Source organism: Aminobacter sp. P9b (genome assembly GCF_045345995.1).
GTDB lineage: Bacteria > Pseudomonadota > Alphaproteobacteria > Rhizobiales > Rhizobiaceae > Aminobacter > Aminobacter niigataensis.
On sequence record NZ_CP150082.1, the window covers coordinates 764,165 to 782,592 of the forward strand.

The 18,428-nt window shown below is 65.0% G+C and carries 20 protein-coding genes; 9 read left to right on the top strand and 11 right to left on the bottom strand.

What is annotated here, in order from left to right; genetic code table 11:
• Window positions 1-2 precede the first annotated feature (2 nt).
• Together WHT83_RS03825 and WHT83_RS03830 are read right to left on the bottom strand one after the other, a co-directional pair.
• Window positions 3-1,472, bottom strand: coding sequence for a Y-family DNA polymerase (locus WHT83_RS03825; protein ID WP_406873008.1), 1,470 nt, complete (start codon window positions 1,470-1,472; stop codon window positions 3-5).
• Complete coding sequence (locus tag WHT83_RS03830; RefSeq protein WP_406873009.1) at window positions 1,414-2,406, bottom strand: ImuA family protein; 993 nt, start codon at window positions 2,404-2,406, stop codon at window positions 1,414-1,416. Before WHT83_RS03830 ends, WHT83_RS03825 begins: the two co-directional genes overlap by 59 nt.
• Before the next feature lie 193 nt (window positions 2,407-2,599).
• Between WHT83_RS03830 and WHT83_RS03835 the strand changes: the two genes are divergently transcribed.
• Entirely contained in the window at window positions 2,600-3,022 is a 423-nt protein-coding gene (locus WHT83_RS03835; protein ID WP_108606224.1) for a metallopeptidase family protein, read from the top strand.
• Between the two features lie 21 nt (window positions 3,023-3,043).
• Here the strand turns inward: WHT83_RS03835 and WHT83_RS03840 are convergent, their stop codons facing one another.
• Window positions 3,044-3,250, bottom strand: coding sequence for a DUF1737 domain-containing protein (locus tag WHT83_RS03840; protein WP_108606223.1), 207 nt, complete (start codon window positions 3,248-3,250; stop codon window positions 3,044-3,046).
• Window positions 3,247-4,146, bottom strand: coding sequence for an HpcH/HpaI aldolase/citrate lyase family protein (locus tag WHT83_RS03845; protein WP_406873010.1), 900 nt, complete (start codon window positions 4,144-4,146; stop codon window positions 3,247-3,249). Before WHT83_RS03845 ends, WHT83_RS03840 begins: the two co-directional genes overlap by 4 nt.
• Before the next feature lie 97 nt (window positions 4,147-4,243).
• On the opposite strand from WHT83_RS03845, the gene WHT83_RS03850 reads away from it, so the two are divergent.
• Together WHT83_RS03850 and WHT83_RS03855 are read left to right on the top strand one after the other, a co-directional pair.
• Window positions 4,244-5,413, top strand: a complete 1,170-nt coding sequence (locus WHT83_RS03850; RefSeq protein ID WP_406873011.1) for an NAD(P)/FAD-dependent oxidoreductase — start codon at window positions 4,244-4,246, stop codon at window positions 5,411-5,413.
• Window positions 5,414-5,686: 273 nt separating this feature from the next.
• Window positions 5,687-7,243 (top strand): hypothetical protein, encoded by a 1,557-nt coding sequence (locus tag WHT83_RS03855; RefSeq protein ID WP_406873012.1) that lies wholly within the window; start codon window positions 5,687-5,689, stop codon window positions 7,241-7,243.
• Between the two features lie 182 nt (window positions 7,244-7,425).
• Here WHT83_RS03855 and WHT83_RS03860 read toward each other — a convergent pair whose 3' ends face one another.
• Window positions 7,426-7,647 carry a hypothetical protein gene (locus WHT83_RS03860; protein WP_406873013.1) on the bottom strand — a complete coding sequence of 74 codons (222 nt, stop codon included), beginning with the start codon at window positions 7,645-7,647 and terminating at the stop codon, window positions 7,426-7,428.
• A 104-nt stretch (window positions 7,648-7,751) separates the two neighbouring features.
• On the bottom strand, window positions 7,752-7,961 hold the full coding sequence (locus WHT83_RS03865; protein ID WP_108609632.1) for a cold-shock protein: 210 nt from the start codon (window positions 7,959-7,961) through the stop codon (window positions 7,752-7,754).
• 486 nt (window positions 7,962-8,447) lie between these two features.
• Here WHT83_RS03865 and WHT83_RS03870 point away from each other — a divergent pair, with 486 nt between their 5' ends.
• Window positions 8,448-9,122 carry a permease gene (locus WHT83_RS03870; RefSeq protein ID WP_406873014.1) on the top strand — a complete coding sequence of 225 codons (675 nt, stop codon included), beginning with the start codon at window positions 8,448-8,450 and terminating at the stop codon, window positions 9,120-9,122.
• A gap of 91 nt (window positions 9,123-9,213) precedes the next feature.
• Window positions 9,214-10,011 carry a DUF2189 domain-containing protein gene (locus tag WHT83_RS03875; protein ID WP_406873015.1) on the top strand — a complete coding sequence of 266 codons (798 nt, stop codon included), beginning with the start codon at window positions 9,214-9,216 and terminating at the stop codon, window positions 10,009-10,011.
• 42 nt (window positions 10,012-10,053) lie between these two features.
• Here the strand turns inward: WHT83_RS03875 and WHT83_RS03880 are convergent, their stop codons facing one another.
• Window positions 10,054-10,512: a carboxymuconolactone decarboxylase family protein gene (locus WHT83_RS03880; protein ID WP_406873016.1), complete on the bottom strand. Its 459-nt coding sequence runs from the start codon at window positions 10,510-10,512 to the stop codon at window positions 10,054-10,056.
• A 127-nt stretch (window positions 10,513-10,639) separates the two neighbouring features.
• Here WHT83_RS03880 and WHT83_RS03885 point away from each other — a divergent pair, with 127 nt between their 5' ends.
• Window positions 10,640-11,512: a sigma-70 family RNA polymerase sigma factor gene (locus WHT83_RS03885; protein ID WP_406873017.1), complete on the top strand. Its 873-nt coding sequence runs from the start codon at window positions 10,640-10,642 to the stop codon at window positions 11,510-11,512.
• Between the two features lie 44 nt (window positions 11,513-11,556).
• On the opposite strand, the gene WHT83_RS03890 is transcribed toward WHT83_RS03885, so the two are convergent.
• Window positions 11,557-12,834: a serine hydrolase domain-containing protein gene (locus WHT83_RS03890; RefSeq protein ID WP_406873925.1), complete on the bottom strand. Its 1,278-nt coding sequence runs from the start codon at window positions 12,832-12,834 to the stop codon at window positions 11,557-11,559.
• Window positions 12,835-12,889: 55 nt separating this feature from the next.
• Window positions 12,890-14,410 carry an alginate export family protein gene (locus tag WHT83_RS03895; protein ID WP_406873018.1) on the bottom strand — a complete coding sequence of 507 codons (1,521 nt, stop codon included), beginning with the start codon at window positions 14,408-14,410 and terminating at the stop codon, window positions 12,890-12,892.
• 225 nt (window positions 14,411-14,635) lie between these two features.
• Here WHT83_RS03895 and WHT83_RS03900 point away from each other — a divergent pair, with 225 nt between their 5' ends.
• The 3 genes from WHT83_RS03900 (at window position 14,636) to WHT83_RS03910 (ending at window position 17,051) form a co-directional block, all read left to right on the top strand.
• On the top strand, window positions 14,636-16,075 hold the full coding sequence (locus tag WHT83_RS03900; RefSeq protein ID WP_406873019.1) for an FAD-binding oxidoreductase: 1,440 nt from the start codon (window positions 14,636-14,638) through the stop codon (window positions 16,073-16,075).
• Between the two features lie 119 nt (window positions 16,076-16,194).
• Window positions 16,195-16,536: a helix-turn-helix transcriptional regulator gene (locus WHT83_RS03905; RefSeq protein WP_318764143.1), complete on the top strand. Its 342-nt coding sequence runs from the start codon at window positions 16,195-16,197 to the stop codon at window positions 16,534-16,536.
• Between the two features lie 26 nt (window positions 16,537-16,562).
• Window positions 16,563-17,051, top strand: coding sequence for an SRPBCC family protein (locus tag WHT83_RS03910; protein WP_406873020.1), 489 nt, complete (start codon window positions 16,563-16,565; stop codon window positions 17,049-17,051).
• A 69-nt stretch (window positions 17,052-17,120) separates the two neighbouring features.
• On the opposite strand, the gene WHT83_RS03915 is transcribed toward WHT83_RS03910, so the two are convergent.
• Window positions 17,121-17,438: a hypothetical protein gene (locus WHT83_RS03915; RefSeq protein ID WP_245439631.1), complete on the bottom strand. Its 318-nt coding sequence runs from the start codon at window positions 17,436-17,438 to the stop codon at window positions 17,121-17,123.
• A 69-nt stretch (window positions 17,439-17,507) separates the two neighbouring features.
• Complete coding sequence (locus WHT83_RS03920; RefSeq protein ID WP_108606212.1) at window positions 17,508-18,410, bottom strand: LysR family transcriptional regulator; 903 nt, start codon at window positions 18,408-18,410, stop codon at window positions 17,508-17,510.
• Window positions 18,411-18,428: the final 18 nt, after the last annotated feature.

An 18,428-nucleotide genomic window follows, 5' to 3' on the forward strand; every position in this document is an offset into this window, starting at 1 on the left:
GTTCATGCAAAGACCCCATGCAGGAACCAGCGCGGGGCCGTTGCCTGCGCACCGTAGAGGCCCTGCCGGTAGAGCCAGTAGCGACGGCCGTCGGCATCCTCGACCCGGTAATAGTCGCGTGTCGGCGCATCGGTTTCTTCGCGCCACCATTCGGGCGCGATCCGTTCCGGGCCCTCGGCACGCGCGACGCGATGCATGGCGCGGCGCCAGCGGAAATTTTGCGGCGGACCATCAGGAACCTCGGTCAACGGAACCTCGATCGGCTCTGGCGAGCGAAACAGGCGGATCGGACGCTCCAGGCGGGCCGGCCTGCTGGCGGACCCGCTTTTTGCCTTGCCCGCCTTTGCCAATGTCTTCCTGTCTTCTTCCTGCGCGTAAGAAGCGACCGCCGCGGCCCGCTCCGGCAGATGGCTTGCGGCAGGAACAGGTTCGAGGATGGCGGCCTCGCCGAGCCTGGCTGTCACGCGATCGGCGAAGATGGCCAGCTCTTCGCCAGTGTCTTCGATTTCGCCGGCAAGGTCGCCTTGCCGCGCATCGAAGCAGGCCGTCGAAAGCGCCGAGAGGCGAACGAGGTCAAAGCCACAGCCGGCATCGATGGTCTCGCCAAGCGCGGTCAGCCGTTCATGGAACAGCTTGCGGACCAGGCTGGGTTCGCGGATCGGGCGCGACGCCCCGACCGTGATGCGGCTGACCACGCCGTCGACCCTGAACAGCAGGAGTTCGAGCGCCCGAGCCCCTTCCTCCCGGCGTTCGAGATCGACCTTGAGCGTGGCGGCGAGCAGGCCGACCAGCCGCTCGACATCCTCGATGAGCGACAGCGGGTCGGCAAGATGCCGCTCGACCGAAAGTGGCGCTACCGGCAGGCGCGGCGAAATCGCCTCCTCCAGCCGCCCAAGCCCCTGATCGAGCCGCTCGATCAATGCCCCGCCAAAACGCCGGACCAGCGGCGCGCGCGGCCCGTCCATGATCGCACCGACGGTGCGCAGCCCGACGCTTTCGAGGCTCGCCTTCGTCCTGGCATCGATCCTGAGCGCCGACAGCGGCAGGCGGGAAAGGAAATTACGCTCGCTGCCCGGCGCAATGATGTGGCCGGCGGCGAAGCGGGCTGCCGCCCACGCAGCGCCCGGCGTCGCGGCAAGGCCGGCGCGGACATCGAAACCCTGATGGAAGAAACGGGCCATGAGATCGGCAAGCAGGGCCTTTTCGCCACCGAAGAGATGGGCGCAGCCGGTGATGTCGAGGAACAGGCCGTTTTCGCCGTCGAGCGCGACCAGTGGCGTGTAGCGGTCGCACCAGTCGGCGAGGCTTTCGAGCAGCCGGCGGTCCGCTTCGGGATCGGCCTCGACGACGTCGATCGACGGGTGCATGGCGCGCGCTTCGGCAATCCCCATTCCCGGCCTCAGCCGCAGTGCTTCAGCCTGCTCGTCGAGGGCGGCGATGCGCTGGGTGTTGTTCTCCCGATGGCTGACCACCAGGGGCTGGTTCGGCCGCTGGCCTGAACGCCACGACCGTCCCAACCGCCGCCTGAGGATCCGCTCGGCTGCGAGATGGGGGAACCACAGCGACACGATCCTCTGGGCTGTGTCTTCTTTCTTCGAGGGTGTGTGCATCGGGGTTCCATTCCAGAATGAATTTGCCGGGAAGCGCCGTGCGGCTCTTGCCGATTTCGACCGAGATGGCGGGCGGGCCGATGGAACCGGCAAGCGGACCGGCGACGGTATGGCGAAGCGATGCCGGGGCCGGCGAAGCGATGAGCCTGACGGGCGCTGCCGTGGCCTCCGGTTCAGCCGACTGTCGCAGCAGGAGCACCGGCCGGCCCGCATCCTGCGCCCGGCGGTGCAGCCGGCGCGTCGCCGTGAGATCCAGGCTGCGCGGGTTGCCGCGCAGTTCGACGATGACGGCGGCAAGCTCGCCGATGCGGGCGGCTTCCTCGGCGATCCACAGTGCGTCGGCGGGCTTGGGCGCTTCGGCAAAAAGCAGGCGTTCCGGCGCGAGGCCAAAAAGCCAATCCAGTCCCGCCGCATAAGGAAGCCCGGCCTCGCGGAAGATTTCGGCGGTGCCGATCCACAGCACCAGTGCCCCCGGCTTCTGGCTGGCTTTGAGCATCAGGCTGACGAGGCATAGAGCCAGGCCCGCAGCCGCCCCCGCATTGCGGGTTTCCGTGCCGTGGATCTCGGTCAGCGCGGCTTTCGGCAACCCGCCGCCCAGGGCCTCGTCGAGGCGCTCGACACCGGTCGGCAGGAAGAAGTCGCGAGCCGAGGCAACGCCGTGGCGTCGAACCAGGACGCCGGCGGGCGGCCGGTTGTCGGAAGGCGACACCAGCAGCTCGGGCAGCGTACCCTCGATCTTCGCTATCTTCTGGCGCAGGGCAAAAACGACGTCCCGCGCCACGGCGCTGGTCGCCATGTCGATCTGCCTCCGGCTAATTGTTCCCGTTATGTTCTTATAGATTCCAGAGGCTCTGATCAGAGTCAAGCCGATTCATGGGGAATTTATTCCTCTCCCGGAGGCAACCCGCTCACCGCTTATTTATCGCCCGGGCGGCAAAGGCCTCGTAAGCGAAGCGGTGAAAGGCTATATGCCCTCAAAAGGAAGAATAATGGCCCGCATCTACAAGACCCGCGCCTGGCACGACCAGCTTTCGCCCTCGATCGAGGAGATGGAGCTCCTGGCGCTCGAATCCTATGCCCACCTGCCGGAGGAATTTCGCCAGCTGACCGGCGAGGTCGTCATCCAGCTGGCGGAATTCCCCACCGACGAGATCATGGACGACCTGTCGCTGGAAACGCCGTTCGACCTGCTCGGGCTTTTCGAGGGGCGCGGCATCGCCGAGCGCTGGAACCCGCAGACCGGCGAAGGCCCCAACCGCGTCACGCTCTACCGCCGCGCCATCCTCGACTACTGGGCCGAGAACGAGGAGACGCTGGGCGACATCGTCACCCACGTGCTGATCCACGAGATCGGCCACCATTTCGGCCTGTCGGACGACGACATGGAACGGCTGGAGGAAGCCGCCGAATAGGCGGGCGGCCCCGCCGAAAAATCAGAAATCGCTGAGCTTGATACCGGGGTCGTATTCGACGCCTTCGACGTCCTTCACCACGGCCTGGCCGCAGCGCATGGTCTTGCTGTCGGCGTCGAAGGAATAGGTCGGCGAGCCGAACAGGTGCCAGCCCTTGTTCACCGCAGCGGTGACCTTGTGGCAGAAGGTGGCGTCGTCGGGACCGGTCAGGAAGCGGTAGAGTTTCATTTTTCGTCTCCCGTCATCTCGGCGATCATCGCAGCCCTCGCCAGCATCTTCTCGGCCTGCGCCAGATGCAGCCGCTCGACCATCCTGCCACCGAGCGAGATTACACCGCGCGAGGCATTTTCGGGAAGCGCGAAGGCGCCGACGATGGCGCGTGCTTCGGCAAGTGCTGCGGCCGATGGCGAGAATGCCGCATTGGCCGGCCCGATCTGTGCCGGGTGGATGACGGTCTTGCCGGAAAAGCCCATGGCCGCGGCCTCGCCGCACTCATCGGCAAAGGCGTCCAGGTCGCGGAAATCGTTGGAGACGCTGTCGAGCATGTCGACGCCGCCGGCGCGGGCGTAAAGCACCATCTGCAACAGCCACGGCTGGAGGTAGCGGCGGTCGGGCGTGATCATCACCCCGGTATCCTTGGCGAGGTCGTTGAGCCCGGCGATCAGGCACGACAGCCGGGCCGAAGGATCGCGGCCGAGCTCGGCGATGGCCGCCAGGTTGACCAGCGCCCGCGGCGTCTCGATCATCGCCCAGAGTTTCAGCGTGTCGGGGGCGTCGGCCTCGTCGAGCACGTCATTGGCTTCCAGCAGGTCGCGCGGCGTCTCGATCTTGGGCAGCACCACCCCGTCGGTGGCCCAGCCGCTCGCCGCCGCAAGATCGTCAGCACCCCACGCACTTTTCAGCGAATTGATGCGCACGACATATTCGCGCGCGCCGGCCGGCCTTTCGGCGAAGAATTTGGCCAGCCTGTCGCGCGCCGCGGCCTTTTGCTCGGGCAGCACGGCATCCTCCAGGTCGAAGATGACGGTATCGCAGGCAAGCTGCGGCAGCTTGGCGATGGCCTTCTCGTTGGTGGCGGGCACGAAAAGCGCCGAACGGCGCGGGCGGGAGACAGAATGTGACATCTGGTCTTCTTGCCCGGCAATGCTGGCCCTTGCAAGGGCTTGCCGGGCAATGCGGTAACTGCTTTTGTCCTCCATCATAACAGGACGGGAACACTTCATGGCACGCTACGACGTGGTCATCATCGGCGGCGCGATCGTCGGCAGCTCGGTCGCCTATTATCTGCGCGACGAGGGTTTTGCCGGCTCGATCGCGCTGATCGAGCGCGACCCGCAATTCGCCCATTCGGCAACGACGCTGTCCTGCGCCTCGATCCGCCAGCAATTCTCGATCCCCGAGAACATCCGCCTGTCGCAATTCACGCTCGGCCTGTTCCGGCGACTGAAGGACGAGTTCGGCGCCGACGCCGACATCGGCTTCCGCGAGGGCGGCTACCTGATCCTCGCCGGCGAGAATGGCCTGCCGATCCTCGAGGCCAACCATCGGGCGCAGACGGCCGAGGGCGCCGACATCGTGCTGGAGGACGCCGAGCAGCTCGCCAGGCGTTTTGCCTGGATCTCGACCGAGGGCATTTCCGCCGGCGCCTATGGCCGCACCGGCGAGGGCTGGTTCGACGCGCACGCCATGCTCGGCCTGTTCCGCAAGGCGCTGAAGACCAGAGACATCGACCTTATCACCGCCGAGGTGACCGGCATCGAGCGCGAGCGCGACCGTGTCACAGCAGTCACCCTTGCCAATGGCGAACGCCTTGAGGCCGGCACCGTCGTCAATGCCGCCGGGCCGAATGCCGGCAAAGTCTCGGCCCTGGCCGGCATCGCCCTGCCGGTCGAGCCGCGCAAGCGCAACGTCTTCGTTTTCGAGGCGCGCGACAGGTTCGCCGACATGCCGCTGATGGTCGACCCCAGCGGCGTCTATGTCCGCCCCGAGGGTTCGGTCTACATCACCGGCGGGGCCGAGAGCGAGGACGGCGAGCTGGCCGCCGACCCGCAAGACTTCAACCCCGACTGGGGCCTGTTCGAAGACGTGATCTGGCCGGTGCTGGCGACGCGCGTGCCGGCCTTCGAGGCGATCAAGGCGACGCAGGCCTGGGTCGGGCATTACGACTACAACGCGCTCGACCAGAACGCCGTCATCGGCCCGCATCCGGAGGTCGCAAACTTCATCTTCGCCAACGGCTTTTCCGGCCACGGCCTGCAGCAGGCACCCGCAGTCGGCAAGGCACTGGCCGAGCTCCTGGTCCATGGCGGATACCGCTCGATCGACTGCTCGGCCTTCGGCTACCAGCGCATCGCCGAGGGCCGGCCGTTCCGCGAGCTGAACGTGATCTAGGGTTTTCGGCAACTGCCTTCATCCCGAGTCTTTTCGCCCTCATCCTGAGCCTGTCGAAGGATGCGGACGCTCCATTCGCCCTCGCCCCTTGGGCAAGGGATCCGCATTGCCCCCGCGGATATCTTGCACCGCAATGGGCTTCGCCCCCCGTGCCGGAATCCATCAAGATTAATGTAGCACAACGTCAGAAGGCATCCCGCAATAGGTCAAAAAGGCTATCTGTTCGCCGAAGTCGTGTCAGCGTAACGTGTCGAAAGGTAGTTGGGGGGTCCAATGAACCGGTGGCTCGGCGTTTTATTACTCTTGGTCTGTTCGAGTAGTGCGGTCCTGGCAAACGAAGAACTGCTGGGTCGCTGGACTGGAGGCCTTACCTGCGGTCCAGATAAGAACCTCCCGTTGACGCTATCCATCACCGAGGCCAGGAATGGAAAGTTGAAGGGCGTTTTCGAGTTCCGGTCCGGGTGGCACAAGGCAAAATACCATGTCGTCGGCACGACCACGTCGACAGGCGCGTTTCAGTTGGATCCCGGACCATGGATCATGCAGCCCACCGGCTTCCGAGCCGTCGGACTGCAGGGACAGGTCGCTCGTTTCGGTAGCCGTCCCATGATTCAGGGGACGCTCCTCGATTGCAATGGCGGATCCTTTACTGCTTTTTTGCAGCCACCGCCCGAAGAGCCACCGCCGCCCCCTCTAGCAAAAATGTTCGACCGAAAAGGTCCCCAGTGGATAAAGGCTGTCCGCGATCGAGTCCAAGAATACGTCAGGAAGCGTGTGGACAAGCCGCGCTGGTGGAACCAACTCGAACGCGAAGTTGGATTCAGCAAAGTCGATCAAGCGACCAGGGAGACGCTGCTGGCGGAGGTTAGGGAAGCGCGGGCCGATGTCCGAGCCGATGCTCTCCTGCAAGAACTTGCATCTGGCCCGAAGGAGTTTCCTCAGGGCATAGGAAGGGCTCTCTTTATTTTCCGACAGGCGCAGACGTCAGAATGGCCCGACAAGACCAAGCTTCGGGTCTACAAAGCCTGCCAAAAACAGGTAGCTGAAGTACTCCGGCCCAAGTTGACGGAGATTGCGGCTTTGGCAGCAAACCTGCCTACCACCTTGGAAGGTCTGGCAGAGGCCCGCGCGGCAATTGCTCCGATGGAAGACTATCGACATTCTCTCGAACAGGCGTTTGGAACTCTAGACCAAGAAAACCTGCTGTCTCCCATGTTGAAACGGATTGCAGAACTTGAATTGAATCCGGCCATAGCAATTGCATTTCGCGAAGCGTTGGCGGTAGCGCGACAACAATCTGACCCCCGCACAGCGACCGAGAACGTAATTTACAATGTCCTTGGTCAGGCAAGTTCGTCATATCCGCTTGCCGCGATCGCGGCGGAAGGGCGGAAGCTGGCCGCATTGGCTGAGGTTGTGGTCGAGAGCATCGCAAGTGAAGGGGATCGCTCCGAACCGAGTGCCAGTGACATGGCAGCCTATATGTTCACCCTCGTAGAACGCTTCAATGCACCGTTAGCAGCAATGCGATGCGCTCCGGGGCAGCATGATGTGACCGACCTGCCCAGATGTCAGTTGGGAGAATTGGAAGCCAGACTGAAAAAAATTGTCAAGTCTGGCTGCCAGGCAGAGAAGCCAGGCCAACAATATGTCTGCGATTTCAATCAGTATTCGCAGCTCGTCTACTTCCGTACGGGCGAGCCTCCGGTGGACAGCTTTGCACTGTCGACTCGCTTCCCTGGAGGGCGCATGGAGGGCCCGCAAAAGGTACGTTTTGTCCGCCAGGTTCTTGGTGGAGGATGGGTGGGCTCGCGCGCAAGTCCCGAATAGGCGGGCAATGCCCCTCCAGCTGGTCAGCCGACGCGCCCTACAGCAGCACCGCCACGCTAGGCCGGCGGGTGGTTTCCGTCAACAATGCAGGCGAAAGGCGCTGCGCCGGCAGGACTCGTTGTCCGCCGGATGATCACCCGTCCCGCCCGGTGGCGGGAGATGGTCCCGGGTGAAGCGGGTGGCTATGCCGCCGGCTTCTTGCGGCGCGCCGGCTTGGCGGGCGCGGGTTCCAGGGTTGCCTCGATGGCAAGCCGTGCCGCCCGAAGCCGCGCGGTCTTGGCCTCGCGTGCGATGACCTCGGCATGGAGGATCGAATGCGCCACCCGGGTGGTCATGTCGCCCTTTGCTTCGGCCTTGTTCTGCGAGGGGACAAACAGATTGTCCTTGGTGATGGAACTCGCCATGCGGTTTCTCCTGAAACGAAAAAGGCCGGGAACTCCCGACCTTCTCCTGATTGCCTCGACGGCCGATGCCAGTTCATCCGTGGTCAGCGGCCGGAAGCAATGCGTTAGGCAGCCTGAAGATTCTCGGCTGCATTCTTGCCGCTGCGGTTGTCGCGCACGACGTCGAAGTTCAGCTTCTGACCCTCGACGATGGTGCGCATGCCGGCACGCTCGACGGCCGAGATGTGAACGAACACGTCCTGCTCGCCGGTGTCGGGTGCAATGAAGCCGAAACCTTTGGTGGCATTGAAGAATTTAACGGTACCAGTAGCCATGACGAAACCTTTCAATCGACATAGTGAAGTATTCGCCGAGCAGAATGCCGGGCGATGTTTTCCGATCGATTTTGAGGGGGAAGATCGTAGAGGCGCCAGGCGCGCGGAACAAAGTTCTACAGCAAGATCGATCGGTCCAATATAGTGCTCAATACGACAATAGCAAGGCTGGCCCGAAAAAGGGCGGCACGACGGCCTTGCAATCGCGAACCCGGCACCCCACATAGGCTTCATCGGCGAGCTCGCCGGGAGCGAAACGCGCATCGGGATACGATGACCGGGTTTTGCCGCGAGCCGCTGCATTTGCCCTGATTGACGGCATGCCGACCACGGATGTACCGGCAGCATGACAGGTCTCAGGAGCCAGAGGGAAGCGGGCATTGCCCGCTTTTTTCTTGTCCGGCGCCAGCACCCGACACCACCCTTTGCAGACGGGCTTTTGGCCGACATGATGCGCTTCGCGCCGGCATTGCGGAGGGGACAGCCATGGATTTCATGCGCCTGCTGAAATCGCTCGAGGAACTGCTCTACGAGCTGGCGTCGTGGCTGGTCTTCTATCCCATGACGATGTGGCGGACACTGCGCCGGCCACAGGCGATGATGCGTTATGCCGACGTCGAGCTGGCCGACGACGTGGCCGAGCAATATACCGACACGCTGAGCCCGCCACTGTTCCTGCTGATCACCTTGCTGATCGCGCATGGCTTCGAGCTGGCGCTGGTGCGCCAGGAGACGCCCTGGGCGCCGCCGTCGTTTCTCGCCAGCGATGCCAACCTGCTGATGTTCCGCGCCGTGGCGTTCAGCGTCTTCCCGCTGCTAATGGCGCTGGCGCTGCTGCGCCACCGCGGCATCCGCATCGACCGCAGCACGCTGAAGCGGCCCTTCTACAGCCAGTGCTATGTCGCAGCGCCCTTTGCCCTACTGGCAAGCGCCGGCGGCCTGCTGACGCGCATCGATACCGCCGAGACGCGGCTGGCCGGACTGGCGCTGTTCGGGCTGGCGACGCTGTGGTACCTGACCGTCGAAACGCGCTGGTTTGCCAAGCATCTCGACCTGTCGCTACCGCGCGCGGCATTCAAGGTGACCGTGATCCTGTTCGAGGGGCTGGTGGCGACCCTGCTGGCGGGGGCGGCAATCGCCTACGGCCTGGCGGACGCGTGATCGCGCCGGCGGCGGGCCCTTGATCCTGATCAATGTCCTGCGCACCGTGACGTATAGGGGTAGGCAGACGGCGCCAGCGAGGGAGGAAGCTATGGCAGACGTGAAGGGAACGGCGCAGCCGCAGGGCAAGCGCCCGGGGGCGCTGCCGGAAGTGCGGGCGTTGACGGTCGCCGACATCAGGCAGAGCCTGGCGGAAGGAGCGGCCGACTTTGCCCGCTGCCCGGCGGTCGGGCTGATGATCGGGGCCGTGTTCATGGTCATCGGCATGGCGATCACGGTGTCGCTGCTGGTGCTGCACGAACCCTGGCTAATCTATCCCTTCGCCATCGGCTTCCCGCTGGTCGGGCCGTTTGCCGCCGTCGGCCTCTACGAGGTCAGCCGCCGGCTGGAGGCCGGGCAGGCGCCGGCCCTCGGCGAGGTGCTCAGGGTGATCTGGGCCCAGCGCCGCCGCGAGGTGTCGTGGATGGCCTTCGTCATGCTGTTCGTGTTCTGGATCTGGATGTACCAGATCCGTCTGCTGATCGCGCTGATCCTCGGCCGCATGTCGTTCGCCACGCTCGACCGCTTCGTCGACGTGGTGACGACCACCAGCGAGGGCTGGATCTTCCTCGGCATCGGCCATGTCGTCGGCGCAGCACTCGCGCTGGTGCTGTTTTCCATCACCGTGATCTCGATCCCGATGCTGCTCGACCGCGAGGTCGATTTCGTCACCGCCATGATCACCTCGGTGCGCACGGTGCTGGCGAGCCCCGTCGTCATGCTGGGCTGGGGCCTGGTGGTGACGCTTGCGGTGCTGGCCGCCTGCGTGCCGTTCTTCCTCGGCCTGCTGGTGGTGCTGCCGGTGCTCGGCCACGCGACGTGGCATCTCTATCGCCGCGCGGTGGTGTAGGGGGCGGCGAGGCCCCCCATCGAGGGGAGAGCGCGGCGAAGCTCAGTTCCAGGCAGCGCCCGCGACCTGGCGGACGGCGGCGTTGAGCCGGTTCCAGACATTGATCAGGCCGATCGAGAGGATCAGCGCCGATAGCGTCTTTTCGTCATAGTGGCGCGCGGCATCGGCCCAGACGTCGTCGGGCACCGGGTCGGCCTTGTCGCTGACGCGGGTGACGGCCTCGGTAAGCGCCAGCGCTGCGCGCTCGGCCTCACTGAACCACGGCGTGTCGCGCCAGGCGGCGACGGCGAAGATCTGCTCGTCCTTCTGGCCGGCCTTCCTCAGTTCGAGCGAGTGCATGTGGACGCAGACGCTGCAGCCGTTGATCTGGCTGGCGCGCAGGTGGATCAGCATGCGCGTCACCTCGGGCAGGCTGTCGAGTTCGGTCGCCTTATTGAGCGCCTGCAGCGCCTTCAGGGCTTCGGGCAGGACGAGGGCCGGGTTGTTCATGCGGGCTTGCATTTTTCGCTTCCTTTCGCGGTCGGGTGCGGTCGATGGTGACGTTGCTGGCCACGTGACGGGTCTCTGTCACATCGGCCAGGTTTCGTTCGTCATCGCCATGACGCATGCCGAAGAGGAGACGTGACAGATGAACGACGAAAATTTTCTGAGCGAGCGATTTGCCGCCAATCGCGGGCATTTGCGCACCGTGGCCTACCGCATGCTGGGCTCGGCCAGCGAGGCCGAAGACGCCGTGCAGGAGACCTGGCTGAGGCTGGCGCGGACCGGCGCCGGCGACATCGACAATCTCGGCGGCTGGCTGACCACTGTCGTGGCCCGCGTCTGCCTGGACATGCTGCGCCAGCGCAAGTCGCGGCGCGAGGATCCGCTGGACGTCGAAGGGCCGGACGAGGTCGCCGACGTTGCCACCGGCATCGACCCCGAGCGCGAGCTGGCGATGGCCGACGCCGTCGGGCTGGCGCTGCTGGTGGTGCTGGAGAGGCTGGCACCGGCCGAGCGCATCGCCTTCGTGCTGCATGACATGTTCGACCTGTCTTTCGACGACATTGCGCCCATCGTCGAGCGCACGCCGGTTGCCGCGCGGCAGCTGGCCAGCCGCGCCCGGCGGCGCGTGCAAGGCAGCGACGAGGCCGACGCACCCGACCGGATGCGGCAGCGAGAGGTGGTGGACGCGTTCCTTGCGGCATCGCGCGGCGGCAACTTCGCCGGCCTGCTGGCCGTGCTCGACCCCGACGTGGTGTTCCGCGCCGACGCGGCAGCGGCCCGGCTGGGCTCGGCCGCCGAGCTGCGCGGGGCGCAGGCGGTGGCGCAGAACTTCAAGGGCCGCGCCCAGGTCGCCCGCCCGGCACTGGTCGACGGCTCGATCGGCCTGCTGATCGCGCCGATGGGCAAGCTGCGCGTCGTGCTGGCCCTCAAGCTCGACGGCGACAGGATCGTCGGCATCGAGGCCATCGCCGATCAGGATCGGCTGGCACAGCTGGACGTGGCGCTGCTGGCGTAGTCAGTCGTGGGAGGTCGGCAACGGAGCGCCGACCCGGCACGAGCTCACTTCATCAGATGCTTGGCCACCGCTTCGTAGGCCGGCAGCGAGGTCGGGTCGTTGGCGGCATTGCCGGCGGTGGGGTGCGACGAGAAGCGGGCAATGACGACGCGCGCCTTGGGATCGATGTAGAGCGCCTGGCCATGCACGCCGCGGGCCATGTAGGCGCCATGGTCGTTGTTGGTGATCCACCACATGCCGCGATAGCTCCAGCCCTTGAGCAGCTGATAACCGGCCTTTTCGAACGCCGCCTTGTCGCCGCCGGCACGGATGCGGGCGATCGCCGCTACCGGTACCAGTTGCTGGCCGTTGAAAGCGCCGTTGTCGAGCAGGATCTGGCCGAGCCGCGCCATGTCGCGCAGACCGGCGTTGAAGCCGCCGCCGGCGAAGGGCGTGCCGGTGGAATCGACGGTGTAGTAGGCGTCCTGCTCGGCGCCAATCTTGCTCCAGATCCGCTCCGACATGAACTGGGCGACCGATTGGCCCGAGACACGCGCGATGATCCAGCCGAGCGCGTCGGTGTTGATGGTCTTGTAGCCGAAGGCCGTGCCGTGCTCGCCTTCCTTGCGCACCGTCTGCAGATATTCGAAATAGCTGCGCGGGCCAGTGTAGCCTTCCGGCTTGGGCAGCGGGCTGCCGGCAGCCGAATAGACCCAGACGTCGGCGTTGGGATCGGCATAATCCTCGCTGTAGCGCAGGCCGGTGGTCATCTCGAGCACCTGCCTGACGGTGGCGTCGCCAAAGGCGCTGTTGGCGAGCTCGGGCACGACTGATGCCACCTTGGCGTTTTCGTCGAGCTTGCCTTCGGCCACCAGCATCTCGCCCATCAGGCCGGTGAGCGACTTGGTGACCGACATGGCGCCGTGCTGGCCGGCATCGTCGAGGCAGCCGAAATAGCGCTCGTAGACGATCTTGCCGTCATGCATGACGACGATGCCGTCGGTGTAGTTGGCGGCCAGCGACTGCTCCCAAGTCATCTCGGCGTCGCCGCCGAGCGGGGTGAACTTCACCGCGTCGATGGTCTCGTCCAGCTCGCGTTCGAGCGGCGCCGGCGCGCCGAGGCCGCGGCTGACATTGACCGTCGGCATCAGCTGGCGGAAATGGCACACCGTCCAGCGCATCTTGGGGAAGCTGAAATAGTCAGGATCGGTGAAGCGGATGATCTTGTCCGCCGGCGGCGGCGAGCCGACCATCCAGCCGAGCTTGACGGGATCGGACTCTGCGGCTGACAGCACTTTTGCCTCCTGTGCCCAAGAGATCGACGGGGTTGCCACGGCAAACATTGCCGCGACCAGCGCAGCGCCCGCGAAACCGCCCCTGACTGCATCCAACCCAGCTTCAGAAATTGACGACGACATTGGCGAAGGCTCCTGTCCACACCGGTGCATCGAAACTGACGACGGAGTCGGCTCCGGGACCGGGAAATGAAACGCTGAACCCGGCGGTGAAATAGGTGTTGGGATTCAGCACACGGTTGTATTCGATGAAAAAGTCGTCCGACAGATGCTTGGCGGAGACGCCGGCGACCGGATTGGGCACGCCGTTGATGATCTCGAGATGCGTGCCCTGGCCGAACTGGATCGGACTGCGCAGTTCGTTGGCGCTGATATAGGCGTAGCGCAGTGTCAGCGTGTCGCGCTCGGTCGGCGTGACGCGCAGGCTGAGCTGGTGGGCGTTGACATTGGAATTGATGAACACCATCGACGACTTCGAGCCTGTCGACCAGGAACTCGGGCTGCCCTCGTAGTAAAGCGGGTCGAAGCGCTCCAGACGCGACGTCGACGGATCGTCGCCGGAGAATGTCTGGTAGGAATAAGCGATGGTCGGCGCCCAGGAGTATTCGGCAAAGGTGTAGCCGACCTGGACGCGGCCGCCCCATGCCCGCGTGTCGATGCGGTCGTTCCATTGGTAGGCGAAATCGCCGGCGACGAACAAATTCTCGAAACTGTCGCCGAACGGCATGGCGCGGCCGTAGACATTGACAAAATTCAGCCCGTCGCGGCCATTGGCAACCAGCGTCGGCACCCCGATGCCGCCGGGCGCGGCCTGCGGGTAGGGCGAGTCGGATTGCAGCACATGGCCGAAGGTCATGCCGGCAAAGGTGTCGGACTCGCCATCGTAGCGGAAATCGCCGCCGACGATCCTGGTCTGGGTGTCGCTTTCGTTCAGCTCGTTGGCATCGAGATAGAATGCCGTGGCGGTGAAATCGTCGAAGCCAAAACTGCCGATCGAAGCCATTTCCCAGGCCTTGCGCGGGCCGAGCTTGAGCGCGCCGCGGTCGAAGCCGCTCGACCCGCCATTGGCGAGCAGCATGCCGGTGCCGGCCTTGAATGTGCGGGGACCGACTGAGAGATCGAAGGACGGATCGCTGTTTTCGTCCGAGCGCAAGCCGAGATAGCCCTCTTCCAGCGTGACGCGGCCAGTGTTTCCGGTTGCGTAGGCATCGATGCCGAGCGTACCCGAAGCAACGGCCGAGACCTTGCCATAAGCCACCAACCCGCCCAGGTCCTGGGTGAAGCTGAGGCCGGGCAAAATGTAGCCTTCGAGCCAGGTCGGATTGGAATTGAACCCGGCCGACGGTGCGAATGTATCTGAATAGTTCCAGAACACATTGTGCTCGGTCACCACGTTCAGGCCGGCCTGAAGATGCATCCGGATCATCAGGCCATCATGGTCGAGCAGCAGCATGCGGTCGTCGGCGGCAAGCGCGCGTTCGGAGGCGAGGAAGCTTGTGGAGACCAGTGCTGCGGTGCCCGCCCAGCCGAGAATCCGCCATTTCCGCTGCCTGGTCTTGAGCCTCTGCGTGCGGACCTGCCCTTGCGCGGCCCCTGGGTCGATGTCGCTGCCCCTAGCCCCCATCGTTGCATGGCCTCCGAATGTGCGCCGCGAGCCGAAGCAGCCAGTCTGTGATTCTCGACTTTATGGCGAGCGAGGCGGAAACGGCAAGGCGCGGCGGCGACATCCGCCCGGCGACGTGTCGCATCCGTCACTTTTAAGCTGCGTCGCTTGTTGAACCGTTCCCGGAAGCGCACAATCCCCGGCCGCGACGGAAGAGGAGGTGTCACTCCATGGGAGGAATGCACCATGAACGACTTGAGCCTAACGACGCTGGATGGCGGCATGGCGATGGTCAGTGCCACGACGCTTGACGCCTTTGCTGCCAGCCTGCGCGGGGAAGTCCTCAATGCCGGCGATGCTGGCTATGACGAGGCCCGTACCATCTGGAATGCCATGATCGACCGCCGGCCCGGCCTCATCGTGCGCTGCGCCGGTGCTGCCGACGTCATCGCCACGATCAACTTCGCACGCGACAACAAGCTGCTCGTCGCCGTGCGCGGCGGCGGCCACAACATCGCCGGCAGTGCGGTCTGTGACGGCGGGCTGATGATCGACCTCAGCAAGATGAAATCGGTGCGCGTCGACCGTGTCGCACGGCGCGTCTGGGTAGAGCCCGGCTGCACGCTGGCCGACCTCGACAAGGAAACCCAGGCGTTCGGCCTCGCGGTACCCACCGGCATCAACTCGACCACCGGCATCGCAGGGCTGACGCTCGGCGGCGGTTTCGGCTGGACGACCCGCAAGCTCGGCCTGACCATCGACAACCTGCTTTCGGCCGACGTGGTGACCGCCGACGGCGAACTGGTGCGGGCGAGCACGGCCGAGCATCCGGACCTGTTCTGGGCACTGCGCGGCGGCGGCGGTAATTTCGGCGTCGTGACGGCGTTCGAGTTCAAGCTGCACAAGCTCGGGCCGCAGGTGCTGGCGGGGCTGGTCGTGCATCCCTTCGACGACGCCAGGCATGTGCTCGCGGAATATCGCGCAGCGCTTGAGGACGCGCCCGACGAACTGACCTGCTGGGCCGTGGCACGGCAGGCACCGCCGCTGCCGTTCCTGCCGGCGGACTGGCACGGCAAGGAAGTGCTGGTACTGGCCATGTGCTACAGTGGCGATCTCGATGCCGGCGAGAAGGCGACGGCTGCCCTGCGCGGCATCGGCAAGCCGATCGTCGACGTGGTCGGGCCGAACCCGTTCACCGGTTGGCAGGCGGCCTTCGACCCCCTGCTCCAGCCCGGCGCGCGCAACTACTGGAAGAGCCACGACTTCATCGATCTGGCCGACGAGACGATCGACATTCTCGACGGCGCGATCAGGAACCTTCCCGGGCCGGAATGCGAGATCTTCATCGGCCATGTCGGCGGCGCCGCCGGGCGGGTGGCGACGGATGCCACCGCCTTCCCGCAGCGCAACGCGCATTTCGTCATGAACGTGCATGCACGCTGGCGCGAGGCGAACATGGACAATGCCTGCATCGACTGGGCGCGCGACATTTACGAAGCGGCGAGGCCGCAGGCGGTGGGCACCGCCTATATCAACTTCATGCCGGCGGATGAGGCCGACCGGGTCGAAGCGGCCTATGGCAGCAACTATGCCCGGCTGCTGGAGGTGAAGCAGAAATACGACCCAGATAATTTCTTCCGCATGAACCAGAATGTGCGGGCCAAGACCGCGCGCAAGGCGGCCTGACCCCCCGGAGCGTGCCGGTTTCAGCCGGCACGCTGCTTCTGCCCATGAGTCATTCAGGGCGCAGGCTTGACAGCAGGCTTCATCTTCATAACCATATTGTTATAGAAAAAGGTTGTGAAATGACGCCGTCCGAACGCCTCGACGCCACATTCACGGCTCTCGCCGATCCAACGCGGCGGGCGATCCTTGCACGGCTGATGCAGGGAGAAGCCTCCGTCATGGAGCTGGCCGAGCCATTTGCGATGAGCCAACCGGCGATTTCCAAACACCTGAAGATGCTGGAGCGGGCCGGGCTGATCTCGCGCGGCCGCGACGCCCAGCGGCGCCCATGCCGCATCGAGGGCGAGGCGCTGGCTCAAGTGACCGGCTGGCTCGAGGACTACCGCAAGGTCTGGGAAGGCAACTTCAAGCGGCTCGACACCCTGCTGGCCGAATTGCAGGCCAACCAGGGCAAGGCCTGACGCAGCAAGACCAGGAGGAAAAGACGATGAAGCACAGGCTGGACGTGACGACGCCGAGCGACCGCGAGATCGCCATGACCCGCGTCTTCGACGCGCCGCGCGACCTAGTGTTCGACTGCTGGACCGTTCCCGCGCTGCTGAAACGCTGGATGACGGGGCCGGACGGCTGGTCGTTTACCGTCTGCGACGTCGACCTGAAGATCGGCGGCAAGTATCGCTTCGTCTGGCGCCACGAGGACGGCCGCGACATGGGCATGACCGGCACTTATCGCGAAATCTTCCGGCCGGAAAGGATCGTCAGCGTCGAGCTGTTCGACATGGACTGGACCGACGGCGAGGCGCACTCGACGCTGGTGCTGACGGAGAAGGACGGCCGGACGATCTCGGTCAACACCGTGCTCTACAGCTCGCGCGAGGCGCGCGACGGCGCGATCGCCATCGGCATGGCCAAGGGTGTCGAGGCGGGCTACGACCGGCTAGACGGCGTCCTGGCGGAACAGGTCGCAGCGAAGTAGGGCGGGCGCGGGCGCACGTTCTTTGACAGGCCATCCTTCGACAGGCTCAGGATGAGGGCGGATGAACGTTCAGCGGCAGACGCGACGATAGATATTGCCGAACAGCCGGATCTGGCAGCTCTGCTTGACCATCGGCACCTCGGGCCGCTGGATCTGCGGCACCACGATCTGGCGGTCCTGTTCGCGGAAGCGTTGCTGCTCGCGCTGGAATTCGATGCGGTTCTGGCGGCTCTGCAGGATCTGCAACTCGTTGAAACGGCCCTCGCGCGCCAGCTGGCTGCGGTCCGGCTGCCCCGGCAGGTCGATGGCAAGCGCCGGCACAGCACCGGCAAGCAAAACGCCCGCCGCCACCAGGGCTGCCAGTTTCGAACTCGCTTTACTCGGCATCGACAAGTCTTCCGGTGCGAGAATCCGCACAGGTTGAAGGTAGTACGCATATCGGCCGAAACAATGGCGTCATCCGCCGCGCGCCTTTTCGGCCAGGAAATCGATGAAGGCCCGGACGCGCGCGGCGAGATGGCCATGGCCGGCAAAGACGGCGTGGATCATCTCGATGTCCTCGGGATTGTAGGCTTCGAGCACCGGCACCAGCATATCGGCATCGATGTCGGCATCGACCTGGAAACGCCCGGTGCGGATCAGCCCGACGCCGTCGAGGCAGAGCCGCCGCAGGCTCGGACCGTTGTTGGCGAGCAGGTTGCCATTGATGCGCTGGGCGAAATTTTCGCCCGTCTCGGGGTCGCGGAAAATCCATTCGTCGCGGCTGGAAAGGAAGTTGAAGCGCAGGCAGTTGTGGCCGATGAGGTCGGCCGGCACCTGCGGCAGGCCGTGGCGTTCGAGATAGGCGGGCGAGGCGACGACGACACGGCGGATTTCGAGGATCTTGCGCGCCATGAGCGAGGAATCGCGCAGCTTGCCCGAGCGGATCGCGACGTCGGCGCGCTCCTGGTAGAGGTCGATGACACTGTCGGTCAACGACAGGTCGAGCTCGATCTCGGGATAGAGCGCCAGGAATTCGGCCATGTGCGGCACGACGTGGCTGGCGCCGAAGGCGACGGAGGCGCTGACCCTGAGCGGGCCGCGCGGCACGGCCGAGCCGCCCGACGTCACCACCCGCTCGGCCTCCTCGATATCGCCCAGGATGCGCTGCGCGCGTTCGAGATAGACCTCGCCCTCAGGCGTCAATTGCAGCGCACGCGTCGACCGGACTAGCAACCGCGTGCCGAGGCGATCCTCGATACGGGTGATGAGCTTGCTGACCGCCGAGGGCGACAGGCCGAGTTGGCGCCCAGCGGCAGAAAAGCTGCCGAGGCCAGCGGCCCGCACGAACACGTCCATCTCGCCGGCGCGGTTGTCCATAGCTCGCCTCTTGTGAAT

What these genes read in the sequence shown, in the direction of transcription:
- WHT83_RS03845 (WP_406873010.1), bottom strand. Translation starts at nt 4,146, where the DNA reads ATGTCACATTCTGTCTCCCGCCCGCGCCGTTCGGCGCTTTTCGTGCCC.
- WHT83_RS03870 (WP_406873014.1), top strand. Translation starts at nt 8,448, where the DNA reads ATGGATTTCATGCGCCTGCTGAAATCGCTCGAGGAACTGCTCTACGAG.
- WHT83_RS03915 (WP_245439631.1), bottom strand. Translation starts at nt 17,438, where the DNA reads ATGCCGAGTAAAGCGAGTTCGAAACTGGCAGCCCTGGTGGCGGCGGGC.
- WHT83_RS03850 (WP_406873011.1), top strand. Translation starts at nt 4,244, where the DNA reads ATGGCACGCTACGACGTGGTCATCATCGGCGGCGCGATCGTCGGCAGC.
- WHT83_RS03860 (WP_406873013.1), bottom strand. Translation starts at nt 7,647, where the DNA reads ATGGCGAGTTCCATCACCAAGGACAATCTGTTTGTCCCCTCGCAGAAC.
- WHT83_RS03905 (WP_318764143.1), top strand. Translation starts at nt 16,195, where the DNA reads ATGACGCCGTCCGAACGCCTCGACGCCACATTCACGGCTCTCGCCGAT.
- WHT83_RS03880 (WP_406873016.1), bottom strand. Translation starts at nt 10,512, where the DNA reads ATGCAAGCCCGCATGAACAACCCGGCCCTCGTCCTGCCCGAAGCCCTG.
- WHT83_RS03875 (WP_406873015.1), top strand. Translation starts at nt 9,214, where the DNA reads ATGGCAGACGTGAAGGGAACGGCGCAGCCGCAGGGCAAGCGCCCGGGG.
- WHT83_RS03830 (WP_406873009.1), bottom strand. Translation starts at nt 2,406, where the DNA reads ATGGCGACCAGCGCCGTGGCGCGGGACGTCGTTTTTGCCCTGCGCCAG.
- WHT83_RS03895 (WP_406873018.1), bottom strand. Translation starts at nt 14,410, where the DNA reads ATGGGGGCTAGGGGCAGCGACATCGACCCAGGGGCCGCGCAAGGGCAG.
- WHT83_RS03855 (WP_406873012.1), top strand. Translation starts at nt 5,687, where the DNA reads ATGAACCGGTGGCTCGGCGTTTTATTACTCTTGGTCTGTTCGAGTAGT.
- WHT83_RS03920 (WP_108606212.1), bottom strand. Translation starts at nt 18,410, where the DNA reads ATGGACAACCGCGCCGGCGAGATGGACGTGTTCGTGCGGGCCGCTGGC.
- WHT83_RS03890 (WP_406873925.1), bottom strand. Translation starts at nt 12,834, where the DNA reads ATGTTTGCCGTGGCAACCCCGTCGATCTCTTGGGCACAGGAGGCAAAA.
- WHT83_RS03900 (WP_406873019.1), top strand. Translation starts at nt 14,636, where the DNA reads ATGAACGACTTGAGCCTAACGACGCTGGATGGCGGCATGGCGATGGTC.
- WHT83_RS03840 (WP_108606223.1), bottom strand. Translation starts at nt 3,250, where the DNA reads ATGAAACTCTACCGCTTCCTGACCGGTCCCGACGACGCCACCTTCTGC.
- WHT83_RS03910 (WP_406873020.1), top strand. Translation starts at nt 16,563, where the DNA reads ATGAAGCACAGGCTGGACGTGACGACGCCGAGCGACCGCGAGATCGCC.
- WHT83_RS03835 (WP_108606224.1), top strand. Translation starts at nt 2,600, where the DNA reads ATGGCCCGCATCTACAAGACCCGCGCCTGGCACGACCAGCTTTCGCCC.
- WHT83_RS03885 (WP_406873017.1), top strand. Translation starts at nt 10,640, where the DNA reads ATGAACGACGAAAATTTTCTGAGCGAGCGATTTGCCGCCAATCGCGGG.
- WHT83_RS03865 (WP_108609632.1), bottom strand. Translation starts at nt 7,961, where the DNA reads ATGGCTACTGGTACCGTTAAATTCTTCAATGCCACCAAAGGTTTCGGC.